13 protein-coding genes are annotated in these 14,916 nt (G+C 63.7%); 7 read left to right on the top strand and 6 right to left on the bottom strand.

Translation table 11 applies throughout. The annotated features are described in order from the left end of the window. The 3 genes from F6S12_RS24905 to F6S12_RS24895 form a co-directional block, all read left to right on the top strand. On the top strand, positions 1 to 449 hold a 449-nt coding region (locus F6S12_RS24905; protein ID WP_315869415.1), incomplete at its 5' end, for an Hsp70 family protein. An 11-nt stretch (positions 450 to 460) separates the two neighbouring features. Then, positions 461 to 2,182: a J domain-containing protein gene (locus F6S12_RS24900; RefSeq protein WP_315869414.1), complete on the top strand. Its 1,722-nt coding sequence runs from the start codon at positions 461 to 463 to the stop codon at positions 2,180 to 2,182. A gap of 116 nt (positions 2,183 to 2,298) precedes the next feature. Then, positions 2,299 to 3,471: a hypothetical protein gene (locus tag F6S12_RS24895; protein ID WP_041120710.1), complete on the top strand. Its 1,173-nt coding sequence runs from the start codon at positions 2,299 to 2,301 to the stop codon at positions 3,469 to 3,471. Between the two features lie 113 nt (positions 3,472 to 3,584). On the opposite strand, the gene can is transcribed toward F6S12_RS24895, so the two are convergent. Next, entirely contained in the window at positions 3,585 to 4,229 is a 645-nt protein-coding gene (gene can, locus F6S12_RS24890) for a carbonate dehydratase (protein ID WP_011063477.1), read from the bottom strand. Between the two features lie 155 nt (positions 4,230 to 4,384). Between can and F6S12_RS24885 the strand changes: the two genes are divergently transcribed. Further along, positions 4,385 to 4,717 (top strand): hypothetical protein, encoded by a 333-nt coding sequence (locus tag F6S12_RS24885; RefSeq protein ID WP_011063478.1) that lies wholly within the window; start codon positions 4,385 to 4,387, stop codon positions 4,715 to 4,717. A gap of 138 nt (positions 4,718 to 4,855) precedes the next feature. On the opposite strand, the gene rimI is transcribed toward F6S12_RS24885, so the two are convergent. Continuing rightward, complete coding sequence (gene rimI, locus F6S12_RS24880) at positions 4,856 to 5,308, bottom strand: ribosomal protein S18-alanine N-acetyltransferase (protein ID WP_011063479.1); 453 nt, start codon at positions 5,306 to 5,308, stop codon at positions 4,856 to 4,858. Beyond that, positions 5,305 to 6,105 (bottom strand): hypothetical protein, encoded by an 801-nt coding sequence (locus F6S12_RS24875; RefSeq protein WP_015637039.1) that lies wholly within the window; start codon positions 6,103 to 6,105, stop codon positions 5,305 to 5,307. The genes rimI and F6S12_RS24875 overlap by 4 nt, the downstream gene beginning before the upstream one ends. Positions 6,106 to 6,284: 179 nt before the next feature. On the opposite strand from F6S12_RS24875, the gene mksB reads away from it, so the two are divergent. The 3 genes from mksB to mksF are packed head-to-tail and all read left to right on the top strand — an operon-like array spanning position 6,285 to position 11,099. Continuing rightward, positions 6,285 to 7,562: an Mks condensin complex protein MksB gene (mksB, locus tag F6S12_RS24870; protein WP_041120711.1), complete on the top strand. Its 1,278-nt coding sequence runs from the start codon at positions 6,285 to 6,287 to the stop codon at positions 7,560 to 7,562. Next, positions 7,552 to 8,259 (top strand): Mks condensin complex protein MksE, encoded by a 708-nt coding sequence (gene mksE, locus F6S12_RS24865; RefSeq protein ID WP_015637041.1) that lies wholly within the window; start codon positions 7,552 to 7,554, stop codon positions 8,257 to 8,259. The genes mksB and mksE overlap by 11 nt, the downstream gene beginning before the upstream one ends. Next, positions 8,256 to 11,099 (top strand): Mks condensin complex protein MksF, encoded by a 2,844-nt coding sequence (mksF, locus tag F6S12_RS24860; protein WP_015637042.1) that lies wholly within the window; start codon positions 8,256 to 8,258, stop codon positions 11,097 to 11,099. The genes mksE and mksF overlap by 4 nt, the downstream gene beginning before the upstream one ends. A gap of 155 nt (positions 11,100 to 11,254) precedes the next feature. Here mksF and F6S12_RS24855 read toward each other — a convergent pair whose 3' ends face one another. Genes F6S12_RS24855 through F6S12_RS24845 form a run of 3 tightly spaced genes read right to left on the bottom strand, consistent with a single transcriptional unit; the run spans position 11,255 to position 14,820 of the window. Next, the gene (locus F6S12_RS24855; protein ID WP_315869413.1) at positions 11,255 to 13,558 is read right to left on the bottom strand and encodes a PqiB family protein; all 2,304 of its coding nucleotides are present in this window, start codon (positions 13,556 to 13,558) and stop codon (positions 11,255 to 11,257) included. Continuing rightward, complete coding sequence (locus tag F6S12_RS24850) at positions 13,551 to 14,174, bottom strand: paraquat-inducible protein A (RefSeq protein WP_015637044.1); 624 nt, start codon at positions 14,172 to 14,174, stop codon at positions 13,551 to 13,553. The genes F6S12_RS24855 and F6S12_RS24850 overlap by 8 nt, the downstream gene beginning before the upstream one ends. Beyond that, positions 14,161 to 14,820 carry a paraquat-inducible protein A gene (locus tag F6S12_RS24845; RefSeq protein WP_315869412.1) on the bottom strand — a complete coding sequence of 220 codons (660 nt, stop codon included), beginning with the start codon at positions 14,818 to 14,820 and terminating at the stop codon, positions 14,161 to 14,163. Before F6S12_RS24845 ends, F6S12_RS24850 begins: the two co-directional genes overlap by 14 nt. Between the last annotated feature and the right edge of the window lie 96 nt (positions 14,821 to 14,916).

The following is a 14,916-nucleotide window of genomic DNA, read 5'->3' as shown; positions in this document are numbered from 1 at the left end:
GCCGCCTGGTACGCGACAACGTCGCCCTGGGCCAGCTGGAAATGCGCGTGCCCAAGCGCCCCGCCGGCGAAGTCTCGCTGGACGTGCGCTTCACCTACGACATCAACGGCCTTCTGGAAGCCCAGGTGAGCATCCCGCTGACCGGGGAAAGCCATTCCCTGGTGATCGAAAACAACCCCGGCGTGCTGACTCCGGAAGAAATCCAGGAGCGCCTCAAGGCCCTGGCGCAATTGAAGATTCACCCCCGCGACCAGCAGGTCAACACGCTGCTCAGCGCCCGACTGGAACGCCTGTATCAGGAGAGCCTGGGGGAGTTGCGCGAACAGATCGGCTATTGGGCCGGGCAATTCCAGCAAGTGCTGGAAACCCAGGACGAGCGCAAGATCCGCGAAGTGCGCAGCCAGCTCAGTGAACAACTGCAACACCTGGAAAACGGCCACTGGCACTGAGGAGCGGCAACATGGATTGCTGGTCCCTGCTGGAGTTGCCCGAGGACGCCGACGAACGCAGCATCAAGCGCAGCTATGCCCGGCAGTTGAAGATCACCCGTCCGGACGAGGATGCCGAAGGCTTCCAGCGCCTGCGTGAAGCCTATGAGCAGGCGCTGCAACTGGCCCGCTGGCGGGAAGAGATCGCGGATGAAGTCGCGGTGATCCAGACCGCCTCCACTAAGGCACCGCCCCCGGACAACCTGCAGGCCTGGTCGGGCCTGATAGAGATGGACGCGGCCGCCCCGCGGCCAACGCCGAGGGGCCCTTCCCAGGCCCAGCAATGGGCCAGCCTGCTTGAAGACGTCCCCCTGTCCGTCGAACCGCTGGCGGACTGGGTCCCGCCCGCCCCGCAGGATCCCGCCCCCCTACCCGCTCCAGCCACTAGCGCATTGCCGCTGCTCAAGGGGCTGAGCGTCGAGAACCTGCCAGAGCGCTGGCAACAGGCTCGGCAGGAGGGTTGCGAGAACGATTTCCTGCAGCGCCTGCTGGTGGCGTGCTGCGCCCACCCCGAGCAATACGCCGCGATCATCGGCTGGGCCGCCGAGCATCTGGACTGGCTGACACCCTGGCAACAACCGCCCATGGAGGCCTGGCAAGAGGCATTCCTGGTCAAGACGCTATTGCAGGAATACCGCCGGACGCTGGAAGCGTTGCTGCAAGCCGGCCAGGAGCGGGCCTTCCTCGAACGCCTGACGAGCTACTGCGCACAACCCTGGCTGCGGATCTTCGATCATCGCCAGAACTGGCAGCATGAAATGCTGCAGTTACTGCAGCAGCAAGCCTGGCAGGTACCCTTGTTCGATCGGGTATGCCAGTTGTTCGGCTGGGACGAAAGCCGTGGCAACACCCCTGAACCGGCGTGGCTCTGGCAGTCGCTGATCGAGCGCTGCCAGCAGGAGGCCTTCTATCAAAAGCTGCTGGCCAACGCCGGGGAACCCGGCGAAGCGACGCCGGACGTTGCCGCGGCTCGCCTGCTGCTGAACCCCATGCCCCGACGTCGCCAGGTCGCCCTGACCCGGCACTTCGAAGACGAACATTGGCAGGCCTGCATGGAGCTGTCGCAGACCCTGGCCTCGCGTTTCCCGGCGCTGCTGGAGCGGCTGCCTCGCAGCGATGTGTTTTTCTGGCAGAACCTGATGCCGCGTCCGCAGGGCGTGGACAGCTGGATCAGGTCAGGGGTCGCCATAGGGTTGGCCCTGAGCCTGTACTTCATGAACAAGCCTCAACACAGCAAAGAACTTGCAGTGATGATGGGGCTGTTCTGTGGGGGTGTCCTGGCGATTTTCGGGCTGATCCTGCTCAACACCTGGGCCCCTGCGATCGCCCGCCTGCTGGCCATCGACCTGTGGTTGAGCGAGCGCCTGGTGCCCAAGCGCCTGAATCCGCACCAGCACTGGCTGGTGCTGCGCCACGGGGTGCCGCAAGCGGTCATGCTGGGCCTGTTCGGCTATTGGCTGGGGGCCCTGGGGATACTGGCCTACCTGGGCTTTGTGCTGATCGGCCTGCTGCATTCGCGGCGCATCGGCCAGCCGGACCCGGATTTCTGTGCCCGCAGCCCCTGGCTGGGCGCCTTGCACTGGAATCACTTCAGCCCCTGGCAGCCGATCTATCTGGTCGTCATGATCGTGGTCATCCGGGTCTGTCAGCTCCATGCCCCGGAGTTTCCCTGGACGCGCCTCATGCCTGGTTGAACCCTGCGCGGCCGGGGCAATGGATATTTTTTCACTCCCGGCTGTTTCTCCGCTCGGTGCTGTTTCAGTATGTCTTGCCCCCCTTCGAAGGGGTTCACGCTGAAAAGGATCTGAGCATGTTCAAATTCGCAGGAATGACCCTGGCGCTGACCGCTGCTGCCCTGAGCGCGACGGCACAGGCCGATGTCGAAGTCGATCTGGGCAGCCCCCAGCGCGTCACCCAACTCTTCGCCTACCCCAACAACTGCAACGTGATCTGCTATCGCAACTGGACCCTGGAGGAGACGGTGGCTCACTACCTGACCCAGAGCGTGCAGCGTGACGGCTACAGCGCTGCAAAAGTCAGTGTCAAGACCACCGGCGACAAGGTCCTGGCCTCCATCAGCGGTGTGCCGGACGGCTACGACAAGCCCCTGAGTGCCCTGCTGGATGCCGGCGACCTGGCCTACAAGGGCGCCAGCCAGCTCAATGCCGATGGCAAATGGGCCTACAGCTGGTACCTGTTCCTGCCCCTGGGCATGGCCCTGGAAAACCGCAAGAGCGTCGAGCTGCTGCACTTCCCGCCGGACTATTCATTGACCCAGGCCCAGGACTATCTGGAGTCGGCCACCACCGACCGCTGGGCAACCCTGTTGACGGCCAACGGCATCGCCGCCGAGCAGACCCCGGCCTACCAGACCATCGTCGACATCGCGCCGATTGCCGCGCCATCGAGTGCCGGCAAGGACCTGGAGGGGGTCTACAGCTACTTCAACAGCTACCAGACCAGCATGGTCAAGCAGGTCAGCCAGAGTACCAGCGGCGCGGCCCTGCCGATGGTGGCCTTCGGCGCACCGGTGCGCAATTGGCTCAAGCAGCAGTACGGGGTCACGGTGAATGTGCTGGGCCTGGCACAGATCAGCCCCAGCGAGGGGGTCAAGGTGCCGGTGCTGGGCTCCAACCACCCGAGCTATATCTGGTACGCGGCAGACCCGGCGAACTACGACGATGACCAGGCCAAGGCCGATGCCGCGGGGTTGAAAGTGATGGGCCAGGACCTGAGCGCGGCCTGCTGGCAGGCCGGCATGGGCAGCAAGCCGGGGACGGACCCGAGCACCCTGCTCGGCAGTTGCACCCAGACCTGGCAGGTGACGCAGAAAGTGCAGACCTGCGAGCTGTTCTACACCTCGGTGCGCAAGCTGAGCGAGCAGCAAGCCGCGGCCAAATGCACCAGTGCACCGGTCAAGACCCAGCTCAACCAGCTCAAGGCCCCGGCACCGGCGCCAAGCACCGAGGTACCGCACCTCTGAGCCGGCCGCTAAACCTGTAGCCGCTGCCGCAGGCTGCGATCGACCCGCAGGGTCGCGGTGCTCTGACAGAGCCCGCAAGCCTGCGCCCTATCGCCGCCTGCGGCCAGCGACGATCAGACCGCGCCCACCGGACGCAGCCGATACTGCGGCGGCAACTGCTCGAAGCCGCTGATGGTGGCGTTCAGGCTCTTCCAGCGACCGTCCTTGATGCCGTAGATGCAACCGTGGATCGACAGGCTCTGCCCGCGATGCCAGGCGTTCTGCACGATGCTGGTATGGCCGACGTTGGCCACCTGCTGGATCACGTTCAGTTCGCACAGACGGTCGACCCGCTCTTCTTCCGTGGGCAACTGCCCCAGCGCTTCACGGTGCTCGTAGTACAGGTCGCGGATCGAACGCAGCCAGCCGTCGATCAGGCCCAGCTGGCGATCCTGCATAGAGGCGCGCACGCCGCCACAGCCGTAGTGGCCGGTAACCAGGATGTGCTTGACCTTGAGTACATCCACCGCGTACTGGATCACCGACAGGCAATTGAGGTCGGTGTGCAGTACCACGTTGGCCACGTTGCGGTGCACGAACAGATCGCCCGGCAGCATGCCGACGATCTCGTTGGCCGGCACCCGCGCGTCCGAACAGCCGATCCACAGGTATTCCGGGGTCTGCTGGCGAGCCAGTTTGGAGAAGAAGTCCGGATCTTCCTGCTTGATCGCTTCGGCCCAACGCTCGTTGTTATCAATCAGATCTTGTAGTTCGTTCATGCTGTGAAGCCTCAAGAATGATGCGCTGCTTTGACAGACGGCCGCCCGTCGAGGTCACGCCTATTGCTACAGATACCGGCCATCCCTTGCGGGGGAATCTTCAGGGGCGTGCAAGGGTCCACCCTTTATCCAGTCCCGAAGTATGAGTAATCGCCATGAACGAATCACGACGCCCCTACAACGCCCCCCAGCCCGAACCCATCGACGACGATCAGGACCGCATGGGCTCCATGGAGGAGCTGCATTTCGATGACGACGAACCCGCCGCCCGCGCCAGCAACCGCGTCACGGACGACGGTGCAAGCGATGATGACCTGAGCCCGGAAACCCTGATCCGCGAAGACGGCGCCCGCTCCGCCCATGAGGCCGGTGCCGACAAACCGGCCGACTGGGACCTGAGTATTGTCGAAGAAGAGAACATTGGTGGCGGCAATGGCCTGGATGAAGCCGAACTGGCCCGCCGCGACCCGCTGGACGGCAAGCCCTGAGCCCTGCACCGCATTCAATGACGCGCTCTCCCGCAGGAGCCGGCTTGCCGGCGAAGAGGCCCTCAAGCCGTACATCGCCCCGAATGGCGCCTTCGCTGGCAAGCCAGATCCTACAGCGGCCCGCGTGCAGTTAAAGGCTCAGTCGACCAGCGTGCAGGCCATGACCAGGGCGTCTTCGCGACCGCCTACCGCCGGGTAGTAGTCGCGGCGGCGCCCCACTTCATTGAAGCCATAACGCTCGTATAACCGATAGGCGGTCTGGTTGCTGGAGCGCACTTCCAGGAAACACTCCCGGGCGTCCTTCTGGTAGGCGCGCTTCATCAGCTCTTCCAGCAACCGCAGGCCCAGGCCGCGGCCCTGGCTTTCCGGCTTGACGGTGATGTTCAGCAGATGCGCTTCGTCGATGATCACCTGGATCACCCCGTGGCCCACTTGCTGGCTGCCTTCGAACATCAGCCAGACCTCGTAGGACTTGAAGGCATCCATGAAAATGCCCCGGGTCCAGGGGTGGCTGAACGCCGCATATTCGATTTTCAGGATGCTATCCAGGTCCGCTTCGGTGGCCAGGCGGAAGGTCAACGCGTCACTCATTGGTCATTTTGCTCATCAGTGCTTTTCCAGCGCGTCATCAAGCGACGCATGGCTTGCCAGACATCAGCCTTACGCTGTGGCTCTTCCATCAATAGTTCCAGGCCAGGCAGGGCCCAGGCCGAACCCAGGCCTTCGACCTGGAGTTCGCGGTTGTAGGATTCGGCATTCGCCTCGCCGGCAAATCGCACCGCCGGCAGGCCGATCAGCCACAGGCAGACACAGGGTTCCTGCTCGATCCGCACGCCGACAAAGGCCTGGACGAAATCCCGCGCAGCCTCGGGGCCCTGGTCCAGGTTGCCCCGGGTCAGCATCGGCCAGCGCACCGGCTCGGCGAGGATCTGCGGGCTGTCCGGCAGGCCGGCGGCGCGCAGCATGTCCTTGAGCAACAGGTAGGCCGGGTCGCGGCTCTGGAAGGCTTCGCCTGTGGGTAACTCCACCAGCAGCAGGCAACGGCCGGCCCGCAGCAACTGCAGGGCAAAACGCGGCGGCGGTACCACCGGGGCCTTGACCACCGGGGCCGGGGCCTCTTCGCCCTCGGTCGGCGCCTTGCTGGCTGGGCGCGCAGGGGCGGTGGAGGGGCGCGGCACCTCGATCTTCGGCCGTTCGACGTTCCTTGCCGCCGGCGCCGCGGGGGCCTTGGCCTCGACCACAGGGGCAGGCGGCGCCTCCACCTCCGGTTCCGGCAGGGCCAGCAACTCGGGGCGCGAAGGGGCGGCAAAGGGCAATTCGCTGCGCGGCAGCCAACTGACCACCTGCATGGCGGACAGATAAGCGCGACGACGGGACTCGATAAGCAAAGGTCGGCCACTTGTGGATAACTGAGGAGGGGGATTCTACCGTCCTTCGCCGAAGATCGCCCGCAGTTGATTGCGCACAAAAGCGACTGTCCGTCTCATACCTGGACCTGGGGGTGAATCGTCAGCCCCCTGATGCAGTACAATCGCCGCTTTTCATTGCCAACCAGCCGGCCATTCCGATGATCGAACCCAAGCGCGTCTTGCGCGCCCTCGCCGAACACTGGGCACTTCTGGAGCCGCTGTGCGAGCACTTCGACCAAGGCACCCTGAGTCTTGCCGAACTGCGTTCACAGCTGTCTGCCCAACAACTGGACAGCACGCCCCAGGACATCACCCACCTGCTGGACGTATGGATACGCCTGGACATCCTGGTCCCGGTGGCGAAAAGCCCGAACCGTTTCGAGCTCAATGCGCAGATCCACGACTTCCTCGCTTACCTGCGCCGTGAACACCGCCTGGGCCTGTGCCTGGAAATCGAAGCCTACCTGCGCCACCTCGAGCGCCTGGCCGGTTACATCCAGGACGCCTTCGACGTGCGCGACGGCAACGACCTGGCGCGCCAGCTGCGGCTGCTGGACATGCGCGTGCGCGATGTCCTGAAGAAGCTCGCCAACGACGAACAGGCCCTGGTGGCCGTGGCCGAGCGGGCCAAGACCAGCGACCGGCAGATCCCCCTGCGCCAGCGTTATGCCGAGGTGCTGGCCACCTGGGACGAATACGTCGAACCGATGATCCAACTGGTGAACGCCGACGGCGCCTTCGAACAGGGCGTGCGCAAGGTGGAGAACGTCCTGCTGCGCATGCTCACCGAACAGCAGCGCCTGGGCCACCTGGTGGACGACGACATGCTGCTGCGCACCCACGCGCGGATCCTGGAAATGCAGACCAGCGCCCAGCTGACCCTGCGCCATGCCCGGGAACTGCTGCTGCCGCTGCGTGAGGAGGCGCGCCGTCATAACGCCGTGACCCGCGGCGCGGCCCTGGCCCTGTCGGCCATCCGCCGCAAGGGCATCGACGCCGTGCCCCAGGCCGCCATGCCGATGTTCACCCGTCCGCAAAGCACCTTCCTCGGCAGCTCCGGCCAGGTGGAAGCCTATGTCTACGCCCTGGCCCGCTTCGAACCCAAGCCCGCGCGCTTCCCCAAGGCCCACAAGACCCACAAGGGCGTGGCCCCCAAGGCACCGCGTACGGTCCGGGAAATGCTCGAGCGCTGCGAAGACGCCCTGCCGATGCCGGACCTGATGAGCTGGCTGCTGGACCAGGAGCCCGATGGCGCCACCGACGAACTGCTGTACTGGTTCTCGCGCCTGTCCCGGGAAAAACGCTTCAAGCGCGAGCGCCTCGAACGTCGCGACTACCACACCCAGGAGCACCAGGTCAGCCTGCGCTCCTTCGCCCTGCTCTCGGCCCGCGATGACGCCGCCGAGCATTCTGCGAGCAACGCCAATGCATCTTGATCTTTCCGAACTGTCCCAGCTGGCGCCGATCTTCCGCGAGCTGTTCAAGGGTTACCACGTCAGCCGCCGCGACCCGGAGCTGTACGCCCAACTGTCGAACTTCCAGGACCAGTACCGCACCCTGTTCAAGGCCCTGGGCTTCGAGCTGGTGTGCGATACCCGCGGCTTCTACTACTTCGTGCCGGACAACGCCGCCGCCCAGGTGAACAAGACCGCCCAGCGCCTGGCGCTGTTCACCTTCATCCTGGTGGAGCACCTGGCCGACCAGGGCCGCGACCCGATCGCCGTGCTCGACGGCGGCAGCCTGGGCCGCGACGAACTGCCGTCGCTGCTGGAAAAATACCGCGACCTGTTCATCCAGGCCGAAGTGCAGACCCAGGAAGAGCTGGAAGAAAAGATCATGCGCCGCATGACCCAGCTGGGTTTTGCCGCCGAGGAGCCGGGGATCTACCGCTTCCTGCCGCCGATGCACCGCTTCCTCGATGTCTGCCTGTCGGTGCAGCAGGACCGCGACCTGGCCGCCAGCCTGCACAGCGTGCTGCCGTTGCCGACCCCGGTGCTGGTGGACAACGACAGCGACGAGAAACTGCTGCAGACCGATGACCCGCTGGACCTGAGCGAATTCGACGAGTCCGAAGAAAGTGAAGAAGACGCGCTGGCCCGAGCCATCGCCGAAGAACAGGAGCTCGACGCATGAGCAAGGAACGCTACGGCATCCGCCGCTTCGCCCTACTGAACACCGCCGGCTACAGCCTCGGCCTGTTCCCCCTGGAAGAGCCGCTGTCGGTGTACGGGGCCAACAACCTGGGCAAGTCGGCATCCATCAACGCCCTGCAATTCCCGATTCTGGCGCGCATGTCGGACATGAGCTTCGGCAAGTACAGCCTGGAGCAATCCCGGCGCTTCTACTTCGCTTCCGACACCAGCTACATCCTGGTGGAGGTCTCGCTACCCCACGGCCCCCATGTGATCGGCGTGGTCGGGCGCGGCCCGGGCGGCGGTTTCGGCCACCAGTTCTTCGCCTACGCCGGCCAGCTGGACCTGGCGCATTACCAGAAGGACGACACCTGCCTGCGGCAGAAAGAGCTGTTCACCAACCTGGAGCGCCAGGGCCTCAAGGCCTATGAGCTCAAGCCCGATGAACTGCGGCGCCTGCTGGTGGGCGGCCACACCTCGATCCCCCTGGACCTGACCCTGATCCCGCTGCGCTCCACCAGCGAGCAGAGCCTGAAGACCTTCCGCGCGTTGTTCATCAACCTGCTGCACATGCGCGAAATCACCGCGGCCAAGCTCAAGCAGCTGTTCCTCGACGCCTTCGAGCACAGCCTGCGCTCCGGCAGCGTCGACTACATCGCCGCGTGCGACGAAGCTTTCCGCGACGTACGACGCATGGAGCAGGACTACAACTCCCTGGTGGCCGCCGGCCCCCTGGTGGAGGCCCTGGCCAACGGCGTGAAGCAGCGGGACATTCTGCGGGGCAAACTGCATCGCCTGTCACCGTTGCTGGACTCGCTGCTGGGCACCTGGTCGGACTACGCCGGCGCCCGCAAGGAAGAGCTGACCATCCAGGCCGAGCACTACCGCAACGAGCAGGACGCGCTGCAAAACGACCAACGCAGCAGCACCCAGGAAATGATGCGCCTGGAACGGGAAATCACCGGCACCCAGCGCTGGCTCGGCGAACTGTCGGTGCTCAAGCACCGCTTCGCCCTGGTGGATGACGTCAAGGTCCTGGAACAGCAACTGCTGGCGGCCAAGGATGCCCACGATGAACTGGCCGGCGCCCTGGCCCAGTCGCGGCAGTTCTCCGCCGAAGACCTGGAAGAGCGCCTCCGGGACCTGGAAAAACGTCTGAAGTCGGTCAAGCAGCAACTCGATCACGCTGACAACAACAGCTATGCCCGCCTGCGCGAGGAGTTCTCCCAGCAGGACGTGGAGCGCCTGATGCGCCTGTTCAACAGCGCGCTGTTCAGCCTGCCCCTGGGCGAGCACGGCATCGCCCTGGACGACAACGGCGAGTGGGTGAAGTCGGTGGAGCTGATCCTCGATGGCTTCAAGGGCGAGCGTTTCGAAGTGCCGGGGCTGTCCATCGACATCTCCCACATCGAGCCGCCAGCCCTGCAGGCCCTGGCTGACCGCGCCGCCCTGCGGGATCAGAAAGAGCGCCTGGAAAAAGAGCTCAAGCAGCTCAAGACCCAAGCTGCCGTGGCTGCAGACCGCGCCGCGAGCAAGACCCAGACCGAAGCCCTGTACCAGCAGGTACTGGATGCGCAGAAGGCCCTGGAAGACTTCCGCCGTGCCCAGACCCTGAGCGCCGAGGAAGGTGAGAAGCTGGAACAGCTGGCGCAGATGGAAGCGGCCCAGGACGAACTCAAGCGCTCCAGTGACGCCTTCACCGAACGCGTCCAGCAACTGTCGGCCAAGCTGCAACTGGTGGGCCGGCAGATTGCCGACATGGAAGCCAAGCAGCGCACCCTCGACGACGCCCTGCGTCGCCGTCAGTTGCTGCCGGCGGACCTGCCGTTCGGCACGCCGTTCATGGACCCGGTGGACGACTCCATGGACAACCTGCTGCCATTGCTCAACGACTACCAGGACAGCTGGCAGGGCTTGCAGCGGGTCGACGGGCAGATCGAGGCGCTGTATGCCCAGGTGCGCCTCAAGGGCGTGGCCAAGTTCGACAGTGAGGATGACGTAGAGCGGCGCCTGCAGCTGCTGATCAACGCCTATGCCCACCGCACCGACGAAGCCCTGACCCTGGGCAAGGCGCGCCGCGCCGCGGTCACCGATATCGCCCGGACCCTGCGCAATATCCGCAGCGACTACGACAGCCTGGAACACCAACTGGCGCTGTTCAACCGCGAGATCAACAAGCGCCAGGTGTCCAACCTGCAGAGCTTCCGCATCGTCCTGGCGCCGAACAAGGAAGCCCTCAAGCACATCGACCAGATCATCCACAGCGCCGGGCAATACGAAGAAGGCGAGACCCTGTCGGTGTTCGACCTGAGCCAGAGCGCCGAGCAGGACAACAAGAACGAAGAAGCCAAGGAGTACCTGGCGCGGCTGGTGGCGGCCAACCACAACCAGCTGGGCCTCAAGGACCTGTTCGAACTGGCGTTCGAGATCACCAAGGTCAACGGCCAGCCGGTCATCCACACCGACATCGATGGCGCGGCGTCCAACGGCACCACCATGACCATCAAGGCGCTGACCAACATGTACCTGTTGCTGCACTTGATGGACCGCGACCAGGCCGGGCGCATCCGCCTGCCTTACTACCTCGACGAGGCGGCGGACATCGACGAGCGCAACCAGGCGGCGCTGCTGGAAACCAGCCTGCAATTGGGCTTCGTGCCAATCCTGGCCAGTGTGAAGCCCCAGGTTTCGGCCCAGGTGGCCATCGACCTGGAAGGTGGCAGCGGACCGAACGGCATCTACATCGACGAGGCCGACTGGAAGTTCATCCGTCGTCACGATCAGGTCAAGGCCGTGCTGAACGCAGAGCCGGAAGCAGAAGCGGAGCTGGACGAAGTCTGATTTCGTAACGCTGCAACGAAAAAGGCCGCGCTCTTCCGAGCGCGGCCTTTTTTATGGGAAAGCTGTTGTAGGAGCTGGCTTGCCAGCGAAGGCGTCCTCTGGCGCGACGCAGGGCTGAGGGCCTCTTCGCCGGCAAGCCGGCTCCTACAAGAAGGTTATTTGCCCAGGGGGATCTTCGGTGCCCAGGTCAGCCATTCCTCTTCGAACTTGTCGAACAGCGGGAAGGTCTGCTGAGGCCGCGCCGGGTTGCCCATGCGCTCGCCATCCGGCGTCGCGAAGGCAATCCCCCCCTGGATCAGGGTCTCCAGGGATTCGGTACGCACCGTCGCCCCTTTGAACAGGCCGAAGTCGACACCAAATCCACTGCTGTTCCAGAAGCGCGTACCACTGCGAACCAGCGGTGCGTACTTGGGTTCGATGAGGATGTGGATCAGTACCCGATCGGCCGTCTGGCCCAGCTCGTAACCGGTCACCTTGCCCACCGCCACTTCGCGGTAGGTTACCGGCACTCCGACTTTCAGCGAGCCACGCCGAGCAGCGCTCAACACCAGGATCAGGCCGGCTTCCTGAACGCTGGCTTCCGGCGGTTGCGGCAAGGCGACAAAACTGGTCTGCACGCCCTGGCTCTTCGTCGCAGGCTGGACCTCGATGTATTGGCCGGTGACCAGGGTTTCCAGGTTCGAGGTCTTCATCAGGCCCAACTCCGGCTTGACCACCCAGAACTGGCTGCCGACCCGGGCGATGCGCTCGGGCACTTCGGTGATCCGCGCCTTGAGCATGACCGATTGCATGTCGGCGCTGAGGGTCACTTCTTCCAGCTTGCCCACGTCCAGGCCCTTGAAGCGTACAGGCGTGCCGGCCCGCAAGCCGTCGGCGCGATCAACCTTGATGCTCACCAGGGTGCCGCGCTGCGCCGCCTCCTCCTGGTTGGCGAACAGGCGGAAACGTGGAATACGCTTTTTCAGCGGCACGTTGGGCAGCGGGGTCTCGAAGGCGATGCCACCCGCCATCAGGCTTTGCAGCGACTCGCTCTTGATCTGGATACCGCCGGTCAGGCCCCCGGTCAGGGTGATGCCACTGACGTTCCAGAAGCGCGTCGAACCGTTGACCAGGCCTTCATATTCCTTCTCGATGTGGACGCCGATCACCAGTTGCTTGCGGGTGTGGGAGAACTGGTAGCTCTGCACCGACCCGACCTTGACCTGTTTATAGAGAATCGGGCTGCCGACATCCAGGGACCCCAGGTTGTCGGTGAACAGCACCATGTGCAGGCCGGGGGCACGCAGGTCCAGCGGCGGGGCCTTGGCCCGGGCCTCGAACTCGCGCTGGGGCGCGGCGCCCTTGTCGCCGGGACGGATAGCGATGTAGTTACCCTTGACCAGGGCCTCAAGACCGGTGATGCCGGCCAGGGAGATCGAAGGCTTGACGGTCCAGAACTGGGTGCCCTGGACCAGGTAATCCTCGGCCAGGGGATCGAGAGTCAGCTCGGCGGTGGCGCTGCTCAGGTCGGAGTCGACCTTCAGGGCCTTCAGGCTACCCACCTGGATGCCCTTGTACATCACCGGGGTGCGCCCGGCCTGCAGGCCTTCGAAATCGGTGAGCTTGACCTTGACTCGGATCCCGGCCTGGGCGGCGTCGAAGTCCTCATACAGACGGAACGGCAGGCTTGGGTCGGTGGGCGGGCTGTCCTTGCGATTCTCCGGCGTGGCAAAGGCGATCCCCCCGGCGACGATGCTGGACAGGGACTCGCTGCGTACTTTTACCCCCGACAGGTTGGCGTCGATGCTGATGCCGCTAGCGTTCCAGAAACGTGTGTGTTTGCGCACCAGATTGGCATAGGTGGGCTCGATATAGACCTTGAGCTCTACCGTGTTCTGGTCTTCGGAGAGCAGGAAGCTCTTGATCTGGCCAACCTGGATCTGCTTGTAGAACACCGGGCTGCCACGGTTCAGCGACCCCAGGCGCTCGGCCTTGATGGTCAGGTGCAGGCCCGGTTTGGCATCAGATAAAGGAGGCTCTTCGGCCAGGGCCTTGAACTTGCGACTCGGCTCGCCATCCCCGGGGCTGACGGCGATGTAGTTGCCCGAGACCAGGGTTTCCAGGCCGGTGATCCCGGCCAGGCTGACACTGGGTTTGACCAGCCAGAAGCGGGTGTTGGTCTTCAGGTACTGTTCGACGTCCTTGTTCATCTCGACCGTGGCAATCACTCCCTTGGAGTTGCCCTCATCGTCCAGAGCCAGGGTCTTGACCTTACCTACGGGCATGCCCTTGTAGACCACTTCAGTCTTGTTGGCCTGGATCCCCTCGCCGCTTTCAAAGCGCAACTGGATCTCGATACCGGTCTGGCTGTAGGCACGCCAGCCCAGCCAGCCGCCGATGATCAGGGCAATCAGGGGCAATACCCAGATAGCCGACCAGTTGGAGGCCGGGCGGGTTTTGGCGGTAGGCAAATCACTCATGGTCGTCGTCCGACTCCGTGTTATCCCAGATCAGTCGGGGATCGAAAGTTACTGCAGCCAGCATGGTCAGAATCACCACGCTGGCAAAGGCGACCGCACCGAGATTGGCCTCGATGCTGGCCAGCCGGCCAAAGTTGACCACCGCCACCAGGATGGCGATGACAAAGATATCCAGCATCGACCAGCGGCCGATGAACTCGATAAAGCGGTACATGATGATCCGCTGTCGGGCCGAGAGCGGCTGGTGACGTTGCACCGAAAACAACAACAGGGCGATGCCCACCAGCTTGAAGGTGGGCACCAGGATACTGGCGACGAACACCACCGCAGCGATGGGAAACATGCCGTGCTGCACCAGCTGGATGACCCCGGACATGATGGTGCTGGGGTCACCCTGGCCCAGGGAACTGACGGTCATGATCGGCAGCACGTTGGCCGGGATGTAGAGGATCGCGGCGGTGAGCAGCAACGCCCAGGTGCGCAGTATGCTATTGGGGCGGCGAGGATGAACCATGGCCCCGCAGCGAGTGCAGGTCTGCTCTTCGCTGTCAGCCTCCTGCCGATTCAACTCGTGGCATTCAGTACAGATCAGAATGCCTGCCTCAATCGCCCGCATGTATGTCCTCTCCCGATAACGCTTGCCAGATCTGGTGAGGCGACATCACCACCTCCAGCCAGACCTGCACCAACAACAGACTGATAAAACACACCAGGCCCAGGCCCACGGTAATGGATGCCATGTCGGCCAACTTGACGATGGCCACCAGCACCCCCATCAGGTAGACCTCGAGCATGCCCCAGTCGCGCAGATGGTGATAAATGCGATAGAGCAGCAGGCCGTAACTGCGGCCGATGTCCCAACGAATACTCAGCAGGACTAAAAGCTGGCAAATCAACTTGAGCAGGGGAATGCCCATACTGCACAGGAACACCACCACCGCCACGCCTTCCATACCGGTGTCGAACAGCCCCTGCACACCGCTCCAGACCGTGTCTTCGGAAGACTGTCCCAGTAGATTGAGCTGCATGATGGGTAGAAAGTTCGCCGGCACATAGAGCAACAAGGCCGCGATCACCAGGGCCAGGCTGCGTTCGACCACATTGTGCCGGTGCGCGTAGAGCTCATAGCCACAACGCGGGCACTGGGCTTTCTCACCGAGGGCGAGCTTGAGCTTGCGCATCAACAAGTCGCATTCATGGCAGGCAACCAGGTCGTCCAGTGGTAATTCTGACAACCCGGGGGCGTCAACCGGTTCTGGCATAGAAGGCTCTGGGAGTGGAGAAAGTAACGGTTATTCTAGTGTTCCAATCCGAAAATAACTGTGCAAATTTGTTTGCGAATAAGAGCAATTTTTTTG

Source organism: Pseudomonas sp. JV245A (assembly GCF_032424515.1).
Classification (GTDB): Bacteria; Pseudomonadota; Gammaproteobacteria; order Pseudomonadales; family Pseudomonadaceae; genus Aquipseudomonas; species Aquipseudomonas protegens.
This window is presented reverse-complemented; position numbering and strand designations above follow the sequence as displayed.

Coding starts and splice junctions, on each gene's coding strand:
- F6S12_RS24900 (WP_315869414.1), top strand. CDS start 461: ATGGATTGCTGGTCCCTGCTGGAGTTGCCCGAGGACGCCGACGAACGC.
- can (WP_011063477.1), bottom strand. CDS start 4,229: ATGAACGAACTACAAGATCTGATTGATAACAACGAGCGTTGGGCCGAA.
- F6S12_RS24895 (WP_041120710.1), top strand. CDS start 2,299: ATGTTCAAATTCGCAGGAATGACCCTGGCGCTGACCGCTGCTGCCCTG.
- mksB (WP_041120711.1), top strand. CDS start 6,285: ATGATCGAACCCAAGCGCGTCTTGCGCGCCCTCGCCGAACACTGGGCA.
- F6S12_RS24845 (WP_315869412.1), bottom strand. CDS start 14,820: ATGCCAGAACCGGTTGACGCCCCCGGGTTGTCAGAATTACCACTGGAC.
- rimI (WP_011063479.1), bottom strand. CDS start 5,308: ATGAGTGACGCGTTGACCTTCCGCCTGGCCACCGAAGCGGACCTGGAT.
- F6S12_RS24855 (WP_315869413.1), bottom strand. CDS start 13,558: ATGAGTGATTTGCCTACCGCCAAAACCCGCCCGGCCTCCAACTGGTCG.
- mksF (WP_015637042.1), top strand. CDS start 8,256: ATGAGCAAGGAACGCTACGGCATCCGCCGCTTCGCCCTACTGAACACC.
- mksE (WP_015637041.1), top strand. CDS start 7,552: ATGCATCTTGATCTTTCCGAACTGTCCCAGCTGGCGCCGATCTTCCGC.
- F6S12_RS24850 (WP_015637044.1), bottom strand. CDS start 14,174: ATGCGGGCGATTGAGGCAGGCATTCTGATCTGTACTGAATGCCACGAG.
- F6S12_RS24885 (WP_011063478.1), top strand. CDS start 4,385: ATGAACGAATCACGACGCCCCTACAACGCCCCCCAGCCCGAACCCATC.